This is a genomic window from Kitasatospora sp. MBT63 (assembly GCF_000710465.2).
Taxonomy (GTDB): domain Bacteria; phylum Actinomycetota; class Actinomycetes; order Streptomycetales; family Streptomycetaceae; genus Kitasatospora.
On record NZ_JAIZ01000628.1, the window covers coordinates 25460 to 43888 of the forward strand.

Below are 18429 nucleotides of genomic sequence, written 5' to 3' on the forward strand. Positions count from 1 at the left end.
CCAGCACCAGCCGCACCGTCTCCGGGGCCGCCCCGGCGCTGCCCGCCCCGTACGCGGCGTCCGCGGTGTAGGCCGCCCGGACCAGGCGCAGGTGGCGGCCGCGGAAGGCGAGCAGCGTGCGCAGCAGGCCGGTGACGGCGGCGGCGGAGCGGCGCAGCTGCGGCCCGGGCCGCGGCCCGGCGCTCTCCAGCGCCCGGACCAGCAGGGTGGTCACCGTGGGGCGCCCGGTCTGCCGCCGGTGCAGCAGCGTCCACTCGGGCAGCCCGAAGTCGAGCAACTCCTCCTGGAGCGACAGGTGTTCGGGGTCCGGCCGGTCGCCGGACCAGAGCAGCCGGTCGATCAGGTGGAGCGGGAGGTGGGCGGCGGCCGGCCCGAACCAGGGCCGCCCGCCGACCCGGACGTCCTCCATGTACGGCCGCAGCCGGGCCATGAAGAAGGCGGCCGGGTCCACCGAGCGCGCCACCTCGGCGACGGCGGCGGGCAGCACCGCGAGGTGACGGGCGGCGGTCTCGCAGCCGTCGGCGAACGCGGCGCCGTCCGGCGGCAGCTCGAGTACCCGGGCGAGCTCCAGTGCGGCACGTTCGACCGCGGGGGCGCCGGTGCGGACCGAGTCGATCAGGGTGTGCTCCTCGGGGGCGCCGGTGAACAGCCGCCGCCGGGGCCCGGCCGGGTTCCAGACGCCGTAGTGCAGCACGGTGTCGCGCGGCGCCATGCCGGTGGACCGGCCCAGCCGCAGCAGGACCGGTTCGGCGGCGGGCACGGCGTCCAGCGGTTCGACCCCGTGGCGGCGCAGCGAGCCGAGCAGCATCCCGAGGTCGCGGACCGCCGCCAGCCGGTCGGGGAGTGCGGCGCGGTCGGACCGGGTGTCCCGGGCGGCGGTGGCCAGCCCGTCCAGTGCCCCTGCGAGGGCCACGGTGTCGGCCCGCGCGTTGAGGGCCGGCAGGGCGGCGAGCACGGGGTCCGCCGCCAGCGGGTCGCGCCTCGCCACCGCCGCGCAGAACGCGCTGTCGAGCTCCATCCGCCCCACCTCCCCGCCGGGCATCGTCGCACGGCGGCCGGTGGGTGGCCGTCAGATGGTGCGGCGGAAGGAGGAGTCGGCCGCCTGGGCAGCTGCCCGGGCGGACTCCTCCGAGCCGTGATTTGGCCGAATGTTGACCTGTACATGGGAGAGAGCTGGGGCGGTGCGTCGGTACCGTCTGCCGCATGCCGCCGATTCAGCGCAACGCCCCGGCTCTCCCCGTGCTGCCCTACCGCAAGCCGACCCCGGGCCGGGACTACTGGGTGTTCGACGACGTCCTGCCCGAGGTGGACGCCGTGCGCACCCGCTGCCTGGCGAAGGACGACTGGGTCGAGGGCTACCCGTACAAGAAGGAGAGCTGGCCCGGACTGCGCACCATGCCGGGCCTGGAGCCCGAGGAGCTGGCCCGGGTCGAACGGCTGGTGCGCAAGGCCACCGGGGCGCGCAAGATCTGGCCGGAAACCGCCCCCGGTGGCGCGACCCTGAACCACAACTGCATCCAGGTCGTCGGCGAGGGCGAGTCCGAGGTCCGGCCGCACGCCGACTCCCGGACCCTGTGCCGCTACGCCGCCGTGCTGTACCTCAACCCGGACGTGCCGGACGAGTTCGGCACCAGCTTCTTCCGGCAGAGCCTGCCCGGCGGCCTGCTCGGCGGCAACCTGGTCGCCGCGCCGCACAACAACCTGGTCGACGCGCTCGGCACCCGCTACGTACCGCCGGACTCCTTCACCGAGGACATCCGGGTGCCCCACCGCTACAACCGGCTGCTGCTCTACAAGGCCAACCTGATCCACAGCGCCACCGGCTACCACGGCCGCACCCTGGCCGAGAAGCGGATGACCGCGGTCTTCTTCTGGATGGCCTGACGCCTGACGCCTGACGCCTGACGCGTGACGCCCGGCACCCCGCCCCACCGCGGGAGGGAACGGGGTGCCGCGCCGTCAGACCGCGCCGGTCCGCTCGTGCGCCGCCCGGGCCACCGCCGCGGCCACCGGGTCCTGGCCCTGCGCCAGCTCCAGTACCAGCCCCGCGCTGTGCGGGGTGTCGAGCAGCGCCGCCAGCACCGCCGCCACGTCGTCGCGGGTGACGTCGCCGACGCTGCGCCCGGCGGTCAGCCGGACCAGTCCGGTCCCCGGGTCGTCGGTCAGCGCGGCCGGCCGCAGCACCGTCCAGTCCAGGTCCCGGCCCATCACGTACTCGTCCGCGGCGGTCTTCGCCCGGACGTACGCCGCCCACACCTCGTCGGCCTCCGGCGGCGGCGGGCTGCCGGCGCCCCGGGTGGAGACCATCAGGTAGCGACGCACCCCGGCCTGCCCGGCGGCGTCCGCGAGCAGTACCGAGGCCGCCCGGTCGACGGTGTCCTTGCGGGCCGCCCCGCTGCCCGGGCCCGCGCCCGCGGCGAAGACCACCGCGTCCGCGCCGGACAGGTGCGGTGCCAGTTCCTCGGGGGCGGCCGTCTCCAGGTCGATGACCAGCGGGCTGACGCCGTCGGCCAGCAGGTCCTCGCGGTGCGCCGGGTTGCGCACCAGGCCGGTGACGGTGTCCCCGCGGGCGGTGAGCAGCCGGCCCAGGCGGCGGGCGATCTGCCCGTGCCCGCCGGCGATCACGACGTACATGGTGGTGTCCTCCATCGGTCGGTACGCGGCAGGTCAGAAGGCGATGAGGGCCTTCAGGGCGCGCCGCTCGTCCATCGCAGCGTAGGCCGCCGGGACCTCGTCCAGGCGGACCGTCAGGTCGAACACGGGCGACGGGTCGAGCCGCCCGGCCAGCACGTCGGCGAGCAGCTCCGGGATGTACGCCCGGGCGGGGGCCACTCCGCCGCGCAGCGCGACGTTGCGGTTGAACATCTGGCCGAGGTCCACACCGGCGCTGCCGCCGTGCGGGACGCCCACGAACCCGACCGCACCGCCGTCCCGGGCCACCGAGATCGCGGTGCGCATCGACTCCTCGGTGCCGACCGCCTCGAGCACCGCGTGCGCGCCCTGGCCGCCGGTCAGCTCCCGGACCGCCTCGACCGCCGCCTCGCCGCGCTCCGCCACCACGTCCACGGCGCCGAAGGTCCGGGCCACCGCGGTGCGGTCGGCGTGCCGGCCGAGCACGATGATCCGCTCGGCGCCCAGCCGGTGCGCGGCCAGCACCCCGCACAGGCCCACCGCGCCGTCGCCGACCACGGCGACGGTGGCGCCCGGCCGGGCCCCGGCGGCGAGCGCGGCGTGGTGCCCGGTCGACATCACGTCGCTCAGCGCCAGGACGGCGGGCATCAGCGCGTCGTCGACGTCGTCCGGCAGGCGCACCAGCGTGCCGTCCGCGAACGGCACCCGGACCGCCTCGCCCTGTCCGCCGTCCGAGCCGACCTCGCCCCAGAACCCGCCCTGCGGGCAGGAGGTGTGCAGCCCGTCCGCGCAGTACGCGCAGGTGCCGTCCGACCAGACGAACGGCGCCAGCACCCGGTCGCCGGGACGCAGCCCGCCCACCCCGGCGCCGACCTGCTCGACCACGCCGACGAACTCGTGCCCGATCCGCTGCCCCGGCTGCCGGGCGGCCACCCCGCGGTAGGCCCACAGGTCGCTCCCGCACACGCAGGCGTGGGTGATCCGGACGACGGCGTCGCCGGGCAGCTCGATCCGGGGGTCGGCGACCTCCTCGACGCGGATGTCCTTCGGGCCGTGGATGACGGTGGCGCGCACGGGTGCTCCTAGCTCGGGAAAGCCTGACCGCCGTACACTCTCCCGACCGCCACCCCCGCGTCCAGCTACATCCTCTACAGAAGTGGTTAAGCTGTCCTTATGCTCGATCTCCGGCGCCTGATCCTGTTGCGCGACCTCGCCGAGCACGGCACCGTCACCGCCGTCGCCGAACTGCACCGCGTCACCGCCTCGGCCGTCTCCCAGCAGCTCAAGCAGCTGGAGTCCGAGACCGGAGTGCGCCTGCTCGACCGCGACGGCCGCAGCGTCCGGCTCACCGCCGCCGGCCACGCCCTCGCCGCCGACACCGAACCCGTCCTGGCCGCCCTCGAACGGGCCAGGGCCCGGCTCGGCGCCCTGGCCGGCCACGCCGCGGGCCCGTTCCACCTGGCCTGCTTCACCAGCGCCCTCGCGCCGCTGGCCGCCCCCCTGTGCCAGGCCCTGGAACGCGACCACCCCGGACTGCGGGTGCACATCACCGAGGCCGAACCGGAGACCAGCCTCCCGCTGCTGCGCCACCGCCGCGCCGACCTCGCCCTGGTCTACCGGTACGGCAACCTCGCCACCCCCGACCCCGCGGGCGTCGCCACCCGGGTGCTGCTCCACGACCCGCTGTACGCCGTCCTCCCGGCCGGCCACCCGGCCGCCGACGGCCCGGCCGCCACCCCGGTGCCGCTCACCGCGCTCGCCGGCACCCCGTGGGTCACCGCGGCCGAGGGCACCGCCTGTCGGGAGGCCGTGCTGCAGGCCTGCCGCGCGGCCGGGTTCAGCCCGCAGGTACGGCACACCTGCACCGACTTCGCCGCGATGCTGGCGCTGGCCGCGGCCGGCGGCCAGGTGGCGCTGGTCCCGCGCCTCGCGCTGACCGGACTCCCGCCCGCCCTGCGGGCCCGTCCGCTCGCCGACCCGGCCCCGGCCCGCACCATCGAGGTGGCCGTCCGTCAGGGCGGCGCCGACGAACCCGCGGTCGCCGCCTGCCTCGCCGCCCTCGACGGCCTCGCCCGGACGGAGTCCGCCCGTCCGGAGCCGTGCCGCACGGACTCCCGCACGGTGTGAGCCGTCAGGGCGTACGCCACTCGGCCCGGCTGGCCTCGGACAGCTCGACCCCGAGGCGCTGCAGCAGCCCCGCCAGGTCCCCGGTGTACTCCACCCGGCCGTGGCCGCCCTGGTTCGGCCCCGGCTTCGGCGGCAGCCGGACCAGCTCCACCCCCAGCATCGTCTGCACCGCCTCGACCACCTTCGCCGGACTGCCCTTCACGGCCAGTCGCAGCGGATCCCCGCTGCGGCACGCGTCGGCCAGCGCGTCGCTGCGGACCTTGATGCCGTCGCAGCCCGAGACGCAGATCTTGCAGTCGGACGTACAGCTGACGACGCACACGTCGCCGTCGCAGTCGATCGTCTGGTCGCAGGCCGTGCAGCTCACCATCGCGGGTCCTCCTCGCCGGGCGCGGCCGGCCCAGCGCCGGCCGCCTTCCCCAGCCTGCGGGCGCCGCGGGCGGACCGCACCCGGGTGGAGCCCGGCGGGTCCGGCCCTGGGGATCAGGCGACCGCCGCCCAGAACGCCGACTCGTACGCCTGCATCAGCACGGCCGCCCGCCGCGCCTCGACCGGATCCTCACCCGCGTCGAGGCCCTCCCGCAGCACGGAGAGCGCGGCCCGCTCGAAGCCGGGCGGCAGCTCGGCGAAGAAGGCGAAGAACGCCGCCTCGGCCTCGGTCAGCCCGTAGTGCCGGGGCAGCGCCGCGGCGACCCGGGCACAGTAGCCGCCCCAGAAACCGAAGTTGGCCAGCAGCGCCAGCGCCACCGCACTGCGCGTGCCGAACTGCGCCAGCCAGGCCAGGTGATGCGGGTACGACTGCGCCGCCGGCCGGGGCTCGTACACCCGCAGCGCCGCCCCGTCCATCCCGACCGCCCCGGCGAAGCCCTCCAGCAGGCCGAGCGCCTGCCCCTCACCGGCCGCCAGGCCGAGGAACAGCCCCGCCGCCGGCTCCCGCCCGCCGAACCGGGCGGCCAGCGCGGCGAAGGCGCGCCGGTCGCTGCGCACGATCCGGTACTCCTCACCGGCGATCCGGCGCAGCACGTCGATCGGGGCGGCCCCGGATCCGATCAGCTCGACCACCGGGTTCCGGGCCGCGGTGGGGGTCAGTTCGGCGACGGTTCGCCGGTACAGCTCGACGGCGGGATCCGTTGCGGTGATGGGGTCCACGGTGTACGAATCTAGCGCCCGCGGCGGGCTCCGGGGGTGAGGCCGCAGGCGCGTCGCCCTTGCCCGCCGACCGCACGTCAGCCTAGGTTAGGCTCGCCTAAGTTGCTCTGGATGGTGGGAGGGCCCGATGGGGTACGGCTGGGAGGGCGTCGTCCTCGGACTGCTGCGCGGCAAGGACTTCACCTTCACCGTGACCGGCGCCGCGCGGCTCACCGAGCACGTCCGCCGGATCGACTTCACCGACGGCGGCATGCTCGCCGCCACCGGCCTGCACCCCACCATGTGGACCTTCGCCTGGATCGCCTGCGACACCGCGACCATCCGCGCCCTGGCCCAACTGCTCCGCAAGCAGGCCGGGTTGCCCAAGGACCGGGTGCACGCCCTCGGCTACTGGCGCCCCTGACGGAACCGACCGGACCGGATGCTGGCGGCCCACCGGACGGTGGCGTACCGTCGGTCGCCATGGGCATCGACCAGGCGCGGGTCAACCGGATCTTCCAGCCCGCCACCTACGCCGACGGCCCGCCGTACGAGCTCTTCGCGGAACTCCGCGCCGCCGCCCCGGTCTGCTGGGTGCAGGAGCCGGCGGTGGGCGACTGGCCCGCCGGGCCCGGCTACTGGGCGGTGCTGCGGCACGCCGACGTCAAGTACGTGCTGCGCACACCGGACCTGTTCTCCTCGCACCTCGGCGCGACCCAGATCCGCGACCCCGACTCGGTGGCCGACCTGGAGTTCGCGCGCACGATGATGCTCAACCAGGACCCGCCCGACCACTCCCGGCTGCGCCGGATCGTCGCCGGGGCCTTCACCCCGCGCGCGCTCGCCGAGCTGACGGAGGCGATCGAGCGCCACGCGGCGGAGCTGGTCGACTCCGTCCGCGCGGCGGGCGAGGCGGACTTCGTCCGGCTGGCGGCCGACCTGCCGGTGCGGACGCTGGCCTGGATCATGGGCGTCCCCGACCAGGACCGGTACCTGCTGGCCGACTGGGCCGACCGCGTGATCGGCTACCAGGACGCCGATGTCGCCGCCTCCGGCACCGCGGACCCGGCCGCGCTGACCGACCTCGGCCGGGCGGCCGTCGCCCACCGCCCCGCGGCCATGACCACCGAGGACGGCCGCCCGGTCAACCCGCGCTCGCGCGCCGCCCTCGCCGACATGTTCGCGTACGCGCACGGGCTCGCCGAACAGCCGCGCCCCGGCAGCGTGCTGGCCCGGATGCGGGAGGGCGGGCTGAGTGCCGAGGAGTTCGAGACCTCGTTCTTCCTGTTCGCGGTCGCCGGGAACGAGACGGTACGCAACGCCCTGCCCGGGGGCCTGCACACCCTGCTCTCCCACCCCGACCAGTACCGGCTGCTGCGGCAGCGGGGGTCCGCGGTGATCGGACCGGCGGTGGAGGAGATCCTGCGCTTCTGGCCGCCGGTCGTGGAGTTCCGCCGAACCGCCACCCGCGACACCGAGCTGGGAGGCCGACGGATCCGGCGCGGCGAGAAGGTCGTCGTCTACCACGCCTCGGCCAACCGCGACGAGAACGTGTTCCCCGACCCGGACCGCTTCGACATCACCCGCACGCCCAACGACCACGTCAGCTTCGGCCACGGTCCGCACTTCTGCCTCGGGGCGCAGCTGGCCCGGATCCAGCTGCGGGCGATGCTCGGACGGACCGTCACCGACCTGCCCGGCCTGGAGCCGACCCCCGGCGCCCCACCCGCCCGACTGGTGTCCAACTTCCAGAACGGGCTCAAGCACCTGCCGATCCGCTGGCGGCAGGACTGACCCCGGTACGAACAGGCCGCTCTGCTTTGTCCGGCATTTCCGCCCTCTGGTGGCTTTTGGGGCCAGGGCGGCAATGTACAGAGCCTTGACTGGCCGAACCGCCCCCTGCATGATCGTCCCCGAGCGATCCGCCGGTGAGCGGATCCGCATCCATTCGTATTCATACATGGGGGAAAGTCGTGCCTCGTGCGCGCCGGACGGCAGCCGTTCTCGCTGCGGCTGCCGTGATATTCATGCCTGCCGTCACGGCCCAGGCCAGGACCATCGACAACATGTACCCGACGGGGAATTACGCCCCGGTCTGCCATGACGGCAGCCGGAGCCAGGGTCATTTCTGTCAGACCGACAACGCCACGCTGACGGTCTATCGGGAGGGGTCGCTGACGGCGGCTCAGAAAGCCACCATCAAGTCCGCTCTGAGCGAGTACTACAGCCCGACCGACCTCTCGGTGACGATCCAGTCCAGGGGCGTGTACACCGGTTCGTCGGAGACGGACATCATCTATCAGGCCGGTGATCTGCCGCAGAACGTCGTCGGAATGACCTGGTGCGACGACGCCGTGGATCCCTGGAAATGCGACCAGCATTACGTGCGGTTCAACAGCAGCGCCGCGGAGGTCGGTCCGATCAACAAGTCGGACGTCTGCCACGAGACCGGCCACGCCGTCGGGCTCACCCACGGAAACAACGCCTCGCCCGCCGTCGGCAAGAATGACAAGATAGTCGGCTGCATGACGGACGACGACAACTATTTCCTCGGCGCAAACAACCGCACCAACATCAACGCGACGTACTGATGGGGAATTCCGCCATGACCGCCCGCCGATTCGGCCTCCTCGCACTCGCCGCCGCGACGCTCACCACGGCCGCCGTCACCGCCGTCGCCGGCCCGGGCTCCGCGCCCGCCGACCAGCGCCCGCGCGTGATCCTCGCCCACGGCAAGGAACGCCTCCCCTCCACCACCGCCCAGGACTGGGTCTCCTACGGGGACCGCACCGTCATCGCCACCGTCACCTCCGAGACCCAGCTCGCCGCCTCGGACGAGGAGATCGAGGCGGGCGAGGGCTACCTGAGCCGCACGGTGACCCTGAACGTCCAGCAGCAGCTGTGGGCCCGCAGCGGCGCCCCCGCCCTGCCCGCCGGCCTCACCATCACCGCCGACGGCTGGGCCTTCAAGGGAACGCAGAAGACCCCGATCGCCGAGACCGAAGGCTCCCGGCTGGAGGTCGGCCACACCTACCTGCTGACCCTGGACCGGCTGGCCGGCGGGGCCTGGACCACCCTCGGCGGCGGCGCCCGGGTGCCCTACGACAACAACGTGGTGGGCAACGGCGAGTACGAGGGCAGCCTGGTCACCCCCAGCTCCTTCGCCCGCTCCACCCCGGCCTCCGGCCCCGACGCCGGCCCCGACAGCGACTCCACGGCCCCCGCCTCGGTCGTGGAGAACACGGCGGGACAGGCCGGCAGCTCGGTGGCCACGCTGCTGGCCCAGACCGCGCCCGACCCCGTCGCCCAGCAGAACTTCGCCCTGGACCCGATCGCCCGCCGCGCCGCCGTGGTCGGCGCGACCGTCCCCCAGGACACCTACTGCTCACTGGCGGCGCCGCTGGACCGCAGCGCCGGCAGCAACCTCACCGCGGCCGAACTCGGAAGCCTGCTGGAGGAGGTCGCGGGCAAGGCCACCGGATCCGCGGCCGGCTCCGCCGAGAAGCTGGCCGCCTACTACAACGGCGACACCACGGTCACCCTCTGGCAGGCCACCGCCGCCAAGGCCATGCTCAGCGCCGACCTCAACAACACCTGCCGACTCACGGTCTCCCTCGACCCGACCCCCACCACCCCGACCAGCCCGTCCCCGACCCCGAGCAGCTCCGCCTCGGGCAACACCGGGGACCACACCACCGGCTGACCCCGCCCTGACCACCGATCACCCCCGGCGTCCACCGCCGGGGGTGATCGGTCTGCCCGAGGGAGTCAGTCGCAGATCCCGAGATGCAGGACGGTGGCCCAGTCGCTGGTGACCAACAGCATGTTGCGCCACCAGATGTCGCCCGCGTGCGGGCCGCCGACGTCACCGGAGCACCGGACCGGCCCGAGATGATCCTCGAGCAGGTCGGCGACACCATCGGCGAGTTCGCCTGCCTGCCGGATCTCACCGGGCGTGCGCAGGTCGGGGTCCGCGTACCTGTGGACGGGCTGCATGACCCCTGCGGTCACCTCTCGGCGGAGAACGTCCCGCCAAGCCTGCGGTGACTCGAACGGGTCGACCGACGCTCCCAGCCGGTATCCGGTGGCTCCCGCGTCGTACACCGCTTGCGCGAGATCCTTCATCCAGTCATGACCGGGTGTCGTCCCGGCCACCGGGACCACGGGGAAAAGGTGGATGGACGACACGTGGTTGCAGTCGTCGAGCAGGCCCTCGAGCGGCTCGGCGGCGGCCGACACCGCGGCTGGAACGTCGAGCGGGTTCAGCCTGGGCATCCGGGTCCTCCGTGTGGGCGCGTTCCACCACCTGCGAACAGCCGACATCCGCCCGGTTCGGTACGCGAACACGCGGGCGCCGCTCAAGGCGACAGCGGGGCTCACCATATTCGTGAAGCTTGGTTCGGGGCGACGCATCTCGTCGAGTACGCCCTGGCCGGGTTCACCACGTGCGGACAGGTAACCCCTGACAGGCGACCTTGGCCGGTGCCGGGGAGACCGGCGGAGGTTGCTCGCGCCATGGAACTGGACCAGGCACTCGAACCGCTGCGCCGGGTGTTGCAGGAGCGCCGCACCAGCGGCTGTCCGGCGGGGTCGAGGACGTGTCCAGGTCGCCGGCCGGCCTCCGGGGCAATCCGTTGGCGGAGCGGCTCGGCCCCTGCTAGCCTCCCGGTGGCCGTGTGAGAGAACGAGGAGGTGGTACCCGTGAACGCAGTATCGACATGGGTGCTCCCCTCCGGGGTCACGGTCGGGCGATAGGCTCGTCGCCCGGGAGCGCCGTCCGTGAGCTCTCCCGAAAGGCACGACCGTGCACTTCACCTCCGAGCAGCGCCTCGACGAAGGCGTCCTCGAACGCGAATTCACCCTCGGCGAGATCCCCGGTGTCCTGTGGACGCCCGGATCCGCCTCCGCATCCGCCCCGGCGCCGCTGATCCTGCTCGGCCACCCCGGCGGACTGAACATGATGTACCCCCGGCTGCTGGGCCGGGCCCGGCAGTGCGCGGCGGACGGCTTCGCCGCGGCCACCATCGAACTCCCCGGCAGCGGTGACCGACCTCGTTCCGCCGCCACCGAGGAGGCCCGCGCCGACCTGCGCCGGGCGATGCAAGCCGGCGAACCGGTCGGCGCCGAGATCGTGGACCGGCTGGTCCTCCCGCTGGTCGAACGGTCGGTCCCGGAATGGCAGGCCGCCCTGGACGCCCTCCTCGGGCTGCCGGAGATCGGCGGCCCGGTCGGGTACTCGGGCGGAGTGATCGCCATCGGGACCCGGCTGGCGGTGGTCGAGCCGCGCATCGCGGCGGCCGTCCTGTTCGCCGGGAGCTTCGTGCCCGCCGCGTCGTACGAGGATGCCCGCAAGGTCACCATTCCGCTGCACGTCCTGCTGCAGTGGGACGACGAGGGGAACGACCGGCAGGCGTCCCTGGACCTGTTCGACGCCTTCGGCTCCGCGGAGAAGACACTGAACGCCAATCTCGGCGGGCACACCGGCGTCCCGCAGTTCGCCGGGGACGCCGCGGCCCAGTTCTTCGCCCGGCACCTGAAGTGACGTCAGGCCGCCGGGCCACCGGCGGCCGGTAGGCCGGGTCGGCCGGGATGCTGCCCGTCGAGGGCAGCTCCCGGCGCTCCTGCGCTGCGGTGGCCGTGGGGCGGCCATTCCACCCGGTGCGGGCAACACGTCACAACGTCTTGATCAGGCCGCCGTCGATGGTGAAGTCGGCTCCGGCGATGTTGCCCGCGCGTTCGCTCGCCAGGAACAGCACCAGGTCGGCGACCTCCTCGGGGAGGGTGAAGCGTCCGGTGGCGAACCCGCCGAGGGCGGCGACGGCCTGCGCCACCGCGGTCTCCCGGTCGACACCCATGGCCTGCGCGATGGTGTCGGCCATACCGCCGTCCCCGTACCAGAGGCCGGTGTCGACCGGGCCCGGGGCGACGGTGTTGACCCGGACGCCGAGCGGTGACACCTCCTTCGAGAGCGCCTTCGAGAAGTTGGTCAGTGCTGCCTTCGACGCGGTGTAGTCGATGACCCCCGGGTCGGGCAGGAAGGCGTTGACCGAGCTGATGGTGACGATCGAGCCGCGTGCGACGAGCAGCGAGGGCAGGGCCGCCCGTGAGGCCCGCACGGCGCTCAGCAGGTTGAGGGTCAGGGTGTCCAGCCACTGTTCGTCGGTGACGGAGGCGAAGCCGCCGGTCCGGGGCTCGGCCCGGCCGACGTTGTTGACGAGCACGTCGACGCCGCCGAATTCGGCGACGGCCGCGGCCACCAGGGAGTCGACTCCCTCGACGGTCGCCAGGTCGGCGGCGACGGGCAGCACGGCATGTGCGCCGGCGAGGTCCGCGAGGTCCGACCCCACACGTAGAGGTTGTACGGGTTGATCCAGATCTCCACGCGCTCCGGCGGTGTGCCCTCGCCCCGGTTCACCGGCGCCGTGAGCGAGGCCATGATCAGGCCGTGGTCCTCGAGCTGCGTACGGTATCCGCCGTTGTTCGTCGAACCCGCCGCCTCGCGCAGGCTGCTGAGGAAGTTGGAGTAGTTGATGCGCAGTCCCTCGCTCGGCCCCGCGTTCCCCAGGTCGATCCAGACGTGGGCCAACCCGCGATCCCCGACGGTTGCCTGGGCCTCGCCACTCGGTACGAGCACTCCCGCCAGGGTGGTCGTGAGGCCGACAGCGGTCATGAGCGTCGTACGGATCCTGCGCTTGAGGTTCCTCACCCGTGAGTCCCGCCCCTTCGTGTCCCGGACGGCGGCGGGTTCGCCGCCCGCCGTCCTCTTCACCGCCCACATCCGGGCGGCAGGACGATCTTCACGGGCGAGTGGGCGGCGGAGCTTGAGTCATCCGACTGGCGGCAGAAGACTCCTGTTGCCGACACCGACACCGACACCGACACCGACACCGACACCGACACCGGCGCCGGAGTGCAGGTGTGTCAGGCGCAGTCGCGGCAGATCTGCTGTTCGCTCTCGGTGCGGGCGAGCCGGCTGCGGTGGTGGACGAGGTGGCAGATGGTGCAGGCGAACTCGTCCTGCTGCTTGGGGAGAACGGGAACGCTGAGGTCCTCGTCGGGCAGCCCGGCGTAGTGCACCGGCAGCACGTCGTCGGCCTCGATGTGGTCGAGGGCGTCGATGCGGGAGGCTTTCGTGGTGGTGCGGGTGGCTTTCAGGGTGCGCAGATTGTCATCGAGATGGTCGTTCTCGTTCGTGCGGGGTGCGTCGAAGTCGGTGGCCACAGGGACTCCCTCGCTGGGGCAGGGCGGTGGGGCGGGTGCCTTCCGGCTGCCTGGCGGACGCCATCTGCCGATGAGAGCACAGGTGTGGGAGCGGGCCGCGAAGGCGCGGCGGAATGCACGCCGCCCCTTGCGGCTCCCGCCTACCCTTCACGCGTGAGGCCCGCTGCGCGGCGGTCCTGCGGGTCCGATCGCCCTCCGACCGCCGTGCAGGCGACCGGCGGTACCCGGCTGCTAGCGGATGTTCAGGTTGCCGGCCTCCAGGGTGCTTTTCAGCGCGAGGATAGCGGTGAGCGGTACGTTGAGCCGGATCCGGTCCGCCACGCTGCCGGCGGCGCGGCCGATCCGTTCGTCGGGGAATGCCGCAGAGAGCTGCTGGAGCATGGCTGCCGCGAGCTCCAGCAGGGCAGCGTCCACGCGGACGTTGCGGGAGTGGCTGCCAGGACGCTGGGGAAGCTCGTCGAGAAGGGAAGCGAGGTGGTCCCGCTCGGTGCGGCCGGTGATGGTTTCCATGCGAATGATCCTCTTTTTCCTTGCTGGGGCCTGCAAGCCGGGCGCGTCCGGCCGCGGCCGGAGTAGTGCCTCCGGGCACCGAAGGTGCGCTGCTCGGCTTCCTGGATCGCGGGGTCAGGGCACCGGACCGGGGCGGGCCACGTCATGGGTCGCGTCGCGCCGCGGCGCAAGATGTGCTGTCGGCTCCGGGGTGGGCGCCGGGGAGTGGTACAGCGCGGTGCCGGCCTGGATGAACGCGGCGTAGGCGTCGGGGTCGTCGGGGTCGGCGCTCCACCGGGCCTTCGCCCGCCGCCAGGCGATCCGCAGCTCCGCGATGGTGTCGGGCCGGTGCTCACTCGCGGCCGCCATCGTAGGGTGCGCCGCGGGGGCGTGCTTCTCGACGCGCCCGACCGCAGATGGGCACAGGGCGCAGGCGCGGTCGTGTGTAAGTCGACCGGGTGAACGGGCAGGTCGTGACCGGTCCGCGGTCGTGCGGGTGGCGAAGTAGGGGTGTGCGCGCCGCCGGCTTGTCGGGCGGTGCGGGTGCGCACAGGGCGGGGCTCCGGCTACTCAGGTGGGGCCCCGCCTCCTCCGGCGGTGAGCCGGGGAAGGTGCCGCGGTATTTCAGGCCCAGCAGGCCCAGGATGCCACGGCCGTATCCGTACTCGTTGCCGTAGCAGTCGCTGCTGGCGTAGTACGTGGTGCTCGCGCTGTAGCTGACGTGGCTGGTGCTGGCCTGCACCTCGTGGTTGTAGAACTGCTCGGAGCCGCGGGTGCTGTGGGCGGAGCTCGCGACTGCGGAGCCGGCCGCGGGGACCGCGACGATTGCGGCGGCGAGAGCGGTGGTGGCCAGGGCACGGGCTATGCGTTTGTTCATGGGATGTCACTTCCGTTGAGGGAGCGGTGTGTTCCGCTCCACCCGGCTGACGCCAAGCCCCAATCGGTCTGCTTGCCTGATACCGGCCGGTCCGCTGGGCCAACCGGTCCTGACGGCAGTGTGGGGGCATTCTGGCTGCGGCCTCTTCGCTCTGTGGCCTGCGAACCACGGCGTCGAGGGAGTTCACCGGCGCAGCGGCCTCCGCTGCCGACACCTGCGTCGACCTGAATTCCGGTTGGTCGGCACGACAGCCTTCGTGGGCCCGTCGGTCGCGCCCCCGCCTCGATCCACGTATCCCCTCGACAGGGAGCGCATACGTCGGCAGGGAAGGGGTCGGCCCTCGTAGCCCCGGATGCCCGGCACGCACTGCAGCCGGTCGGTGAAGGACTCGTTGAACTCCCCGCCCGCAGGGGCGGCGGCCGGGGCCGGGTCCGCGGGTGCGGTGTGGGGGACCGGGACCCCGGTGCGGCGGTCTGGATCGTACGACGGTGGTCATGGTCTGACGCTCTTTCCGGTCGGTGGTCGGTGGTCGGCCTGGGGGCCGGCCCGGCGGGCGGTGCGGCCCGCCGGGCCGGTGGCGCCCGGCGCCCGTGGACGCCGGGCCGTACGGTCGGGCCGGCTGGGCCGGCCCGGTCAGCGGCAGTACCCGCCCGCCGGCGCCCAGACCCGGTCCCGGTGGGACGGGATCCACTTGTTCTCCCAGCCGGCCTTGTGCCAGTAGCCGTGGTGCCAGTGGTGGTGGGTGTCCCACCAACCCGGGTGCCAGGTGTTGTGCCAGTCACCGGCCTGCCAGACCTTCTGCCAGTGGCCGCCGACCCACTTGTTCTCCCAGTGCGCCGGGTACCAGCGGCACTCCTTGTCGTGCGAGACCGAGGACACGCTCGCCGTGGTCGTCGCCGCCGCCGTGGTGGCCGACGTGGCCACTGCAGCGCCGCCCCCGAGCATCACGCATGTCCCGGCGATCGCCAGCGACCGCTTGGTTCGCGTCGTACGCATCTGCCGCACTCCCTTCCTTCCTGATGAACCGTCGGCCCGGACGGGTGTTGTGCGGAGGGGGTTTCCTTCGCCGCCCGCTCGGCCGGGGTGGTTCTCCATGACCTTGATTCGTTCACGCACACGCGCCGGACTGGCGGGAATTCCGGTCAAAAGTTCGACAATCGGACGGTCGCCCATTCGAGTCTTGCTGCGGCGTCCGACGCCGACCGGCGTTCACCATGACGTCGCGACCGTGACCACCAGCCCGGTACAACAAGGGCGCGCACCCATCCGAACCAGCCCGGGCTCCGCACACAGTGCAAGGACGCGCTTTGTGATGCCACAGCGCCTCGCAATCGCTCCGCAGCCTTTCCCGGACCACCGGAGACCCTGATGCCCGCCGCTTTGTCCCTCGTCCGCCCGGGCCCAGCCCCGCCCGCTGCCGCACGCGGGCGACTCGCCCTGGGGCGCGCCCCGGCTGGCCGGGCATCCTCCTGACACGTCTCGGAGCATGACCGATGATCACCTCATGACATTCATGAACACCGCTGAGTCGGCGGGTGGCGCCGAGCGGCATGCCTCCTGGACCGAGCTCTTCTTCGACCTCGTCGTCGTCGCGGGCGTGCTGCAGTTGTCACACCTCCTGCACGAGGGCCCGACGGCCGCCGATCTCGCCCTGTACGTCCTGCTGTACCTCGCCTTCTGGATCGCCTGGGTCTGCTTCACCGTCTACGGGAACGTCGAGGGGGACCGTGCCTGGACGCCCGGTCTCCTGCTGGCGATGCTCGGCCTCGCCGTCATGGTCGCGGCCGTCCCCGGGATCCGCGGTACGAGGCACCACCTCGCGTTCGTCGCCGCGTACGTCTTCCTGCGCTGGCTGTCCAGCCGGTTCTGGCGGCGCGGGCGGGTCGTGATGGACTGGCCGGTGGCCCAGATGGGCCTCGGTGTCCTGCCGTGGATCGTGTCGCTGTGGGTGGATGCTCCGGCGCGCTACTGGCTGTGGGCCCTGGGAATCGGGTTCGATCTGCTGGCCATACTCGCGGACGCCGGCGGCCGCATGCTGCGGGGCGCGCAGGAGTGGGCGGCGCGCCTCGTCAGGAAGAACGGCGACCGCGGGCGGCTGCCGGTGATCGAGGCGGCCTACGCCGATGTGCCGCACCTGATGGAGCGGCTGAGCCTCTACGTCATCATCGTGCTCGGCGAGGGGGTCATCCAGATCACCTCGGTCGCCGCCGACACCTCCTGGGATGTGCACCTGGCCGGCGCGGCGGTGGGTTCGTTCGCCCTGCTGTCCGGCCTGTGGAGCATGTCGCTGCTCTACGGCTTCGGTGGGATCCCGAAGACCGGCCGGCGTGATCTCCCGGTGCGGCTGGCCCTGTCCCTGCACTGCCTGACGACCTGCGCGCTCGCCTCCGTCGCCGCCGGCCTGGGCCTGGCCATCGCGCATCCGCACGATCCTGCGGCGAACGGCGTCCGGTGGTTTCTCTGCGCGGGTCTCATGGTGTACTTCGGCGTCAGCGTGCTGGCCGCCGTGGTCTCCGGTGCACGGTGGCAAGACGTCCTCGGGTGGGCGCTGCCCTGCCTGCTCCTGCTGTTGGCGCTCGGCGTCTTCGCACAGCGTCTCGGCGTCGGATGGCTGATCTGGGCGCTGGCGACCGCGGTCGGCTGGCAGCTCGTGTTCGCACCCGGGAAGCGCGGCGGCCTGCTGGAGCGCGCCTCGGCCTGACCCGCGCCTCCCGCGATGTCGGTGGTCCCACATCTCGGAAGGCGCATCGGCAAGGTGGAGCCCGGGAGCCCATGGGCGACGGTGATGAGGTCGGCGAAGGTGCGGGAGAGGTCGGCGCCGTACCGGGAGAACAGCGCTGCGTTTTCGACGACATGGCGCGTGATGGTCCACGGCAGGATCGGGGCCGCCCACCGGTGCCCCCGGAGCGGGCTGCGAGCGACCGTACGCCAGCGGCCACATGGGTCAGCAGAAACCCGCGCTGCTCAAGGTCCGTGCGCACCTCTCCGGCCAACTCGTCTTTCGGCTCAAAGAGCTGCACGCCGGCCGTCCCATGACCAAGGGTCACTCCAAGATCTCTGCCGCACCTCTCCGTGGGACGCCATCCGCGCGCCGCGCGAAGCGCCGCACTCGACCGGACCGGGCCCGGCGGGCCAACCGTTCGCTGATTCATTCCAGCTGAAGTCGGATTGACTGAATGCTTCGACGAGCTGCTCGCCGGAGACCCCGCCAGCTTCCGGACAGCATCGCGAAGTTCGCAGCCGCCATCCCCGAGGACGTCGACCGACTCGAGGTACCGCCCTCCGCTTGAGCAGTCGACGTCTGCCGGTCCGCGGGTCGCTTCGGCACCGCGGGCCGGCCGGCAGCCAACGGACCTTTCGGTCGGCGAGGGTCCAGCGGCTGCGCCGGGTCTTGACGAGCCGGCCGTCCTCGAGGCGGTGGTCGAGTTCGAGGCCGCTGTTGAGCATGACGAGGACGTCGAGGCGGAGCGACGAGCAGGGCAGCGGCGGCCACCGGCCGCTCCCCGTCGTCCCTCTCCAGGTGCTCCATACACCCGGCGGCCCGCTCCACCTCCTCGGGACGATGCTCTCCCGCTCGTGTGCGCCGGCCCGGTCACCCGCCCCGCGGACACCCTGCGGCGGTGGCAGGCCGGGCCCGGCCCGCAGCCTGGCACGGGGCTACCCGGGCGCCGCGCTAACCTCTGCGTGGCGCCCGCCGGGACGAGACGCACACCTCACCCCGTCGGGCGCCCCCGCACACCCGCCCCGCCTCCCGTCGGACGGTCAGCCCGCGGCCTGGGCCGGGACCGCGGCGGCGGTGTACAGGCCGCGCCCGGCCCGCTGCGCCTGCCCGGCCTTGGCGAGGCGCTCCAGGCGGGTGCGGACGGCGTTGACGTTGGAGTCGAGGCCGTCCAGGCCGAGCAGGCCGGCGACCTCGCGGGCCCGCAGCGGGCCCGACGCGTCGGCCAGCACCGCGA

20 protein-coding genes and 1 pseudogene are annotated in these 18429 nt (G+C 73.1%); 8 read left to right on the forward strand and 13 right to left on the reverse strand.

Annotated features, from left to right (window positions below):
• The coding region (locus tag AA75_RS32830) for a monodechloroaminopyrrolnitrin synthase PrnB family protein (protein WP_051813909.1) at nucleotides 1–1018 on the reverse strand (1018 nt) is incomplete at its 3' end.
• A 185-nt stretch (nucleotides 1019–1203) separates the two neighbouring features.
• Between AA75_RS32830 and AA75_RS32835 the strand changes: the two genes are divergently transcribed.
• Nucleotides 1204–1884, forward strand: coding sequence for a DUF6445 family protein (locus tag AA75_RS32835; protein WP_033823986.1), 681 nt, complete (start codon nucleotides 1204–1206; stop codon nucleotides 1882–1884).
• Nucleotides 1885–1959: 75 nt separating this feature from the next.
• On the opposite strand, the gene AA75_RS32840 is transcribed toward AA75_RS32835, so the two are convergent.
• The gene (locus AA75_RS32840; protein ID WP_033823987.1) at nucleotides 1960–2634 is read right to left on the reverse strand and encodes an SDR family oxidoreductase; all 675 of its coding nucleotides are present in this window, start codon (nucleotides 2632–2634) and stop codon (nucleotides 1960–1962) included.
• 33 nt (nucleotides 2635–2667) lie between these two features.
• Nucleotides 2668–3705 (reverse strand): zinc-dependent alcohol dehydrogenase family protein, encoded by a 1038-nt coding sequence (locus AA75_RS32845; protein WP_033823988.1) that lies wholly within the window; start codon nucleotides 3703–3705, stop codon nucleotides 2668–2670.
• Between the two features lie 99 nt (nucleotides 3706–3804).
• Here AA75_RS32845 and AA75_RS32850 point away from each other — a divergent pair, with 99 nt between their 5' ends.
• On the forward strand, nucleotides 3805–4758 hold the full coding sequence (locus tag AA75_RS32850) for a LysR family transcriptional regulator (protein WP_051813910.1): 954 nt from the start codon (nucleotides 3805–3807) through the stop codon (nucleotides 4756–4758).
• 4 nt (nucleotides 4759–4762) lie between these two features.
• On the opposite strand, the gene AA75_RS32855 is transcribed toward AA75_RS32850, so the two are convergent.
• Nucleotides 4763–5128: a hypothetical protein gene (locus tag AA75_RS32855; protein ID WP_033823989.1), complete on the reverse strand. Its 366-nt coding sequence runs from the start codon at nucleotides 5126–5128 to the stop codon at nucleotides 4763–4765.
• Nucleotides 5129–5241: 113 nt separating this feature from the next.
• Entirely contained in the window at nucleotides 5242–5907 is a 666-nt protein-coding gene (locus AA75_RS32860) for a hypothetical protein (protein ID WP_082527001.1), read from the reverse strand.
• 127 nt (nucleotides 5908–6034) lie between these two features.
• Here AA75_RS32860 and AA75_RS32865 point away from each other — a divergent pair, with 127 nt between their 5' ends.
• The 4 genes from AA75_RS32865 (at nucleotide 6035) to AA75_RS32880 (ending at nucleotide 9589) form a co-directional block, all read left to right on the forward strand.
• A complete protein-coding gene (locus tag AA75_RS32865) occupies nucleotides 6035–6310 on the forward strand; it encodes an SIP domain-containing protein (protein WP_033823990.1) in 276 nt (91 codons plus the stop codon).
• A gap of 59 nt (nucleotides 6311–6369) precedes the next feature.
• The gene (locus AA75_RS32870; protein ID WP_051813911.1) at nucleotides 6370–7680 is read left to right on the forward strand and encodes a cytochrome P450; all 1311 of its coding nucleotides are present in this window, start codon (nucleotides 6370–6372) and stop codon (nucleotides 7678–7680) included.
• A gap of 233 nt (nucleotides 7681–7913) precedes the next feature.
• Nucleotides 7914–8477 (forward strand): hypothetical protein, encoded by a 564-nt coding sequence (locus AA75_RS32875; RefSeq protein ID WP_033824025.1) that lies wholly within the window; start codon nucleotides 7914–7916, stop codon nucleotides 8475–8477.
• Nucleotides 8478–8491: 14 nt separating this feature from the next.
• Nucleotides 8492–9589, forward strand: coding sequence for a hypothetical protein (locus AA75_RS32880; protein ID WP_051813912.1), 1098 nt, complete (start codon nucleotides 8492–8494; stop codon nucleotides 9587–9589).
• A 65-nt stretch (nucleotides 9590–9654) separates the two neighbouring features.
• Here the strand turns inward: AA75_RS32880 and AA75_RS32885 are convergent, their stop codons facing one another.
• On the reverse strand, nucleotides 9655–10248 hold the full coding sequence (locus AA75_RS32885; RefSeq protein WP_149038511.1) for a hypothetical protein: 594 nt from the start codon (nucleotides 10246–10248) through the stop codon (nucleotides 9655–9657).
• 442 nt (nucleotides 10249–10690) lie between these two features.
• Between AA75_RS32885 and AA75_RS32890 the strand changes: the two genes are divergently transcribed.
• Nucleotides 10691–11428, forward strand: a complete 738-nt coding sequence (locus AA75_RS32890) for a dienelactone hydrolase family protein (RefSeq protein WP_033823992.1) — start codon at nucleotides 10691–10693, stop codon at nucleotides 11426–11428.
• A 130-nt stretch (nucleotides 11429–11558) separates the two neighbouring features.
• Here the strand turns inward: AA75_RS32890 and AA75_RS32895 are convergent, their stop codons facing one another.
• The 6 genes from AA75_RS32895 to AA75_RS32920 form a co-directional block, all read right to left on the reverse strand.
• Nucleotides 11559–12233 (reverse strand): SDR family oxidoreductase, encoded by a 675-nt coding sequence (locus AA75_RS32895; RefSeq protein ID WP_233289293.1) that lies wholly within the window; start codon nucleotides 12231–12233, stop codon nucleotides 11559–11561.
• Nucleotides 12234–12807: 574 nt separating this feature from the next.
• Nucleotides 12808–13107 (reverse strand): DUF4193 family protein, encoded by a 300-nt coding sequence (locus AA75_RS32900; RefSeq protein ID WP_033823993.1) that lies wholly within the window; start codon nucleotides 13105–13107, stop codon nucleotides 12808–12810.
• Between the two features lie 231 nt (nucleotides 13108–13338).
• Complete coding sequence (locus AA75_RS32905; protein ID WP_033823994.1) at nucleotides 13339–13617, reverse strand: hypothetical protein; 279 nt, start codon at nucleotides 13615–13617, stop codon at nucleotides 13339–13341.
• Nucleotides 13618–13731: 114 nt separating this feature from the next.
• Nucleotides 13732–13965 carry a hypothetical protein gene (locus AA75_RS32910; protein ID WP_033823995.1) on the reverse strand — a complete coding sequence of 78 codons (234 nt, stop codon included), beginning with the start codon at nucleotides 13963–13965 and terminating at the stop codon, nucleotides 13732–13734.
• Entirely contained in the window at nucleotides 13949–14473 is a 525-nt protein-coding gene (locus AA75_RS32915) for a hypothetical protein (RefSeq protein WP_033823996.1), read from the reverse strand. Before AA75_RS32915 ends, AA75_RS32910 begins: the two co-directional genes overlap by 17 nt.
• Nucleotides 14474–15106: 633 nt before the next feature.
• Entirely contained in the window at nucleotides 15107–15469 is a 363-nt protein-coding gene (locus AA75_RS32920) for a hypothetical protein (protein ID WP_149038512.1), read from the reverse strand.
• A gap of 508 nt (nucleotides 15470–15977) precedes the next feature.
• Here AA75_RS32920 and AA75_RS32925 point away from each other — a divergent pair.
• Nucleotides 15978–17174 (forward strand): low temperature requirement protein A, encoded by a 1197-nt coding sequence (locus AA75_RS32925; RefSeq protein ID WP_051813914.1) that lies wholly within the window; start codon nucleotides 15978–15980, stop codon nucleotides 17172–17174.
• A gap of 1061 nt (nucleotides 17175–18235) precedes the next feature.
• Here the strand turns inward: AA75_RS32925 and AA75_RS32930 are convergent.
• Nucleotides 18236–18429 (reverse strand): annotated as a pseudogene (locus AA75_RS32930) (hypothetical protein); the annotation flags it as partial.